This is a genomic window from Aquiflexum sp. (assembly GCF_041751335.1).
Lineage (GTDB): Bacteria > Bacteroidota > Bacteroidia > Cytophagales > Cyclobacteriaceae > Aquiflexum.
Map to the genome: position 1 here is coordinate 1 of NZ_JBGSXS010000132.1, position 4,345 is coordinate 4,345.

6 protein-coding genes are annotated in these 4,345 nt (G+C 40.2%); 5 read left to right on the plus strand and 1 reads right to left on the minus strand.

Annotated features, from left to right (window positions below; all coding sequences use genetic code 11):
- The 3 genes from ACEW8U_RS07100 to prs form a co-directional block, all read left to right on the plus strand.
- Positions 1-212 (plus strand): EamA family transporter (locus ACEW8U_RS07100; protein WP_373521342.1); only part of this gene is annotated, 212 nt, incomplete at its 5' end.
- Between the two features lie 4 nt (positions 213-216).
- Positions 217-1,710, plus strand: coding sequence for a nicotinate phosphoribosyltransferase (locus tag ACEW8U_RS07105; protein WP_373521343.1), 1,494 nt, complete (start codon positions 217-219; stop codon positions 1,708-1,710).
- Positions 1,688-2,596 (plus strand): ribose-phosphate diphosphokinase, encoded by a 909-nt coding sequence (gene prs / locus ACEW8U_RS07110; RefSeq protein ID WP_373521344.1) that lies wholly within the window; start codon positions 1,688-1,690, stop codon positions 2,594-2,596. The genes ACEW8U_RS07105 and prs overlap by 23 nt, the downstream gene beginning before the upstream one ends.
- Before the next feature lie 24 nt (positions 2,597-2,620).
- Here prs and ACEW8U_RS07115 read toward each other — a convergent pair whose 3' ends face one another.
- On the minus strand, positions 2,621-2,836 hold the full coding sequence (locus ACEW8U_RS07115; protein ID WP_373521345.1) for a hypothetical protein: 216 nt from the start codon (positions 2,834-2,836) through the stop codon (positions 2,621-2,623).
- A 152-nt stretch (positions 2,837-2,988) separates the two neighbouring features.
- Between ACEW8U_RS07115 and pncA the strand changes: the two genes are divergently transcribed.
- Positions 2,989-3,606, plus strand: coding sequence for a bifunctional nicotinamidase/pyrazinamidase (gene pncA / locus ACEW8U_RS07120; protein WP_373521346.1), 618 nt, complete (start codon positions 2,989-2,991; stop codon positions 3,604-3,606).
- 73 nt (positions 3,607-3,679) lie between these two features.
- Positions 3,680-4,345 (plus strand): DUF2490 domain-containing protein (locus ACEW8U_RS07125; RefSeq protein WP_373521347.1); only part of this gene is annotated, 666 nt, incomplete at its 3' end.

A 4,345-nucleotide genomic window follows, 5' to 3' on the forward strand; every position in this document is an offset into this window, starting at 1 on the left:
TGGCAGTTGGGTTATTGACACAATTTGCCCAATACTTTATGACCTTGTCTTACCAAAATGCGCAGTTGTCAAAAGTGGCGAGTTTGAGTTATATCGGAATAATTTATGCCCTGGGGTTTGGATTTTTTATTTTTGGAGAGACTTTCAATTTAATGGCATATCTTGGAATGGCGCTGGTGCTGTTGGGGGTGATTATGAATATTAGAAAATAGAATCATGAAAATCACAAAAGACCTTTACCAGAGTTCACTTGCTTTGTTGACAGATTTTTATCAACTGACCATGGCATATGCTTATTGGAAATCGGGAAAGGCTGAACAAGAGGCAGTATTTAACCTTTTTTTTAGAAAGAATCCCTTTCAAAGTGGATTTACTTTGGCTGCAGGGCTTGATTATGTCATTGATTTTTGCCGCAATTTCCATTTTGACAAAAATGATCTGGAGTATTTGGCTGAGATGAAAAACAGTGATGGAACTCCTACATTCGAAACTGCCTTTATTGAATATTTGGACCAAATGGAATTTCTATGTGATATCGAGGCAGTAGAAGAGGGGACTGTGGTTTTCCCCCATACTCCAATGGTTAAAGTAACCGGGCCATTGATACAATGTCAGTTATTGGAGACCCCTTTACTCAATATTCTCAATTTCCAGACCTTGATTGCTACCAAAGCCGCTAGGATAGCATTTGCTGCCAAAGGTGATCCCGTTCTTGAATTTGGTCTCAGGAGAGCACAGGGTATTGATGGCGCCTTGGCAGCAAGCAGGGCGTCATACATTGGAGGTTGTTCTGCCACCAGTAATGTAATGGCAGGGAAACTTTTTGGAATCCCCGTTTCCGGCACCCATGCCCACAGTTGGATTATGTCCTTTGATTCAGAAATGGAAGCATTTATGGCTTATGCAGATGCTTTTCCGGATAAATGTGTATTTCTGGTCGATACTTATGATACCATCAATGGAATCAAAAATGCGATTGAGGTCGGGAAGATCCTTAGAGAAAAAGGAAAAGAAATGTTGGGCATAAGGATAGATTCAGGTGATCTGGCATACTACAGCAATGTTGGCAGGGAACTGCTTGATAAGGCAGGTTTTCCAAATGCCAAAATTGTTGCTTCTAATGATCTTGATGAGCAGATCATCACTTCTTTGAAAATTCAGGAGGCATCCATAGATGTGTGGGGGGTAGGCACTAAGTTGGTTACTGCCTACGATCAGCCGGCCTTAGGCGCAGTATACAAACTTGCTGCAATCAAATCAGAAGAAGGGAATTGGTTGCCCAAAGTGAAAGTCTCCCAACAATCCATCAAAATCAATATCCCCGGCAATCATAGTGCCACCCGCTTCATCAAAAACGGAAAAGCAGTTGCCGATATGATTTATCTGGAAAATGAGGATTTTGCTAAATCTTCCTTTACCATCATAGACCCCATCGATCCGACGAAGCGAAAGAAAATCATAACTAAAGGACTGGAACAGGAAAAATTATTGGTTCCGATTTTCTCCAAAGGTCAAAAAGTATATGAAAGACCAAGCCTGATTAAAATCAAGGAAAATGCAACGAGGAACCTTAATCTCTTTGATAAAGCCCATAAACGCCTCATCAATCCCCATATTTATCCTGTTGGTTTGGAAGAAAGTCTCTACCAACTCCGTACAGATTTGGTGTTTAAAATGAAGAATTACGATGGAGAAGAAAATAATATTTAGCATACCTGATTATAAATACCTTCAGGATAAGGTCTTGCATTTGGGAGATTTTGAAAGAGGGAATATAGAAGTTAAACTATTTCCAGATGGGGAACGATACCAAAGGATTTTGACTTCTGTCAATGGGAAAGATGTGGTGTTGATAGGAGGCACTATTTCCGATAGTGATACTTTGGAAATTTATGACCTTGCCTATGCCCTGATCAAATATGGGGCAAGGTCCATCAGGATATTCTTTCCTTATTTTGGATATAGTACGATGGAGCGGGCTGTCAAAATAGGGGAGGTGGTCACTGCAAAATCCAGGGCAGTCATGTTTTCATCTCTTCCCCGTACAAGTCTTGGAAATCATTTTGTTTTTTTTGACCTTCATTCGGAAGGAATACCGCATTACTTTGAAGGACAGGCTCTGATCAATCATGTTTACTGCAAACCAATCATTATCAAAGCGGCAAAGGAATTGGCAGAGGATGGATTTGTCATGGCCTGTACAGATGCAGGGAGGGCCAAATGGGTGGAATCCCTAGCCAACGAAATGGGCGTGAACGCGGCCTTTGTGTTTAAAAGGAGGATATCAGGTGCGGAAACCGAGGTCACGAGTATTTCGGCCGATGTAGAAGGCCGGGACGTAGTCATCTATGATGATATGGTACGGACAGGCGGTTCATTGATCAATGCAGCAAAAGCCTATAAAGCCGCAGGAGCCAGGAAAATTTATACCATAACCACTCATGGCCTTTTCAATAATGAAGCTTTGTCTAAGATTCAGGCGTCAGGTGTGATAGAAAAAGTAGTGTCCACAGATACCCATCCCAATAGCATTGCACTTAAATCAGGATTTCTTCAGGTTGAAAGTATTGCAGGACTGATTGTGGAGCAGATTTAGGTATCTTTAAGCCACCTATCGATTTCAAGCTTTATCTTCTTCCTTTCCGTTTCCATTCATCCAAAAAGCAAGGCCGGCAACAGTGATGATCCCACATAAAACAATCACAAGGTTAAGATCCCTTTGCTTTTTTTGAGCTTTTTGCAAATAAGTAGAGCCTACGCCTTTTTTGGCTATAAATGCTTCAATTTTATCAATACGAGCTTCTAATTCTTCTTTTGCTTTTCTAGCTAAGTCCATAATAATTTTATTTTTAAAGTTGTATTCCTAATGTAAACAACTGATATCAAAAAAGAATAGTTCTGATTTTAGCTTCTAATGCGGTTTTCTTATGGTCATCCGGACAAAAATCCACAATTTTGAAAACCTTTAAAATATTTAATTCATTTGCCATGAACACAAAAGCACTGATAATAGTCGATGTCCAAAATGATTTTACGCCGGGAGGAGCCTTGGGGGTAAAGGAAGGTGATACAATCGTACCTATCATCAATGATTTACAATCCAAGTTTGATTTTATTGTGGCCACCCAAGATTGGCATCCTTCAGATCATGGGAGTTTTGCAGATAATCACGAAGGGAAAAAGATTGGGGAATTCATTGACCTGAACGGTGTAAATCAGATCCTTTGGCCCGTGCATTGTGTGCAGGGTTCATTTGGTGCTGAATTCCATAAGAATCTCAAAAAAGATAAATGGAAAGCAATTTTTCAAAAAGGCACCAATCCTCTTGTGGATTCCTACAGTGGTTTTTTTGACAACAACAAGCAGGGGGATACGGGTCTTTCAGAATACCTTAAAAACCAAGGGGTGGAAGAAGTTTATATTTGTGGATTGGCAACTGATTTTTGTGTGAAATTCACGGTTTTGGATGCTATTTCAGAGGGATTCCAAACTTACTTGGTCGCTGATGCTACCAAAGCAGTCAACCTCCAATCAGTAGATTATCTTAAAGCTCTGGAAGAGATGAAAGCTGCAGGGGCAAAAATTATTGTAAGTATGGTTGTCTGACCAAAGAATAAGCAAACAAAGAATTCGTTCTTTTTATCATATTTGCTTAATACCGCACTAAAAATATTTTAAAATGAAAAGAGCAAGCTATCTCCTATTCTTCATCATCTTTTGTGATTTTTCGCTATTGCAGGCCCAAGTTAATCGAGAAAGAGAAAATAATCAGATTGGCTGGTTTGCTTTGTTTATGAATTACAAGCTGGATGAAAAGTGGAGTCTTCATGGGGAGTTTCAATGGAGAAGGGCAGATTGGATTGCCGAATCCCAACAGAATCTGTACAGGGTAGGAGTGAATTACAAGTTGCATCCACAGGTTACATTCAGGGCTGGATATGCATTTGCTGATACCTATAAGTATGGAAAAGTGCCTATTTCAAGCAATGCGATAAGATTTCCTGAACACAGATCGTATCAAATGGTCACCCTCAGCAATCCCGTTGGAATTTTGGCCTTATCCCATAGGTTCATGCTGGAACAGCGGTGGGTGGGCAGAAGTCTCGATCCACTAGCTACTAAAGCAGATGAATTGGTTTTTTATAACAGGCTTCGATATATGTTTCGGACAGATATTCCACTAAAGGGCCCATCACTGGATTCAAAAGAACCCTATTTGGCTTTCTACGATGAAATCATGATCGGTTTTGGCAAAAACATCAATCAGAATGTTTTTGACCAAAATAGACTCGGTCTGTTGGCAGGATACAAGTTCTCAGATACAGCCAGAATAGAAGGTGGCTAT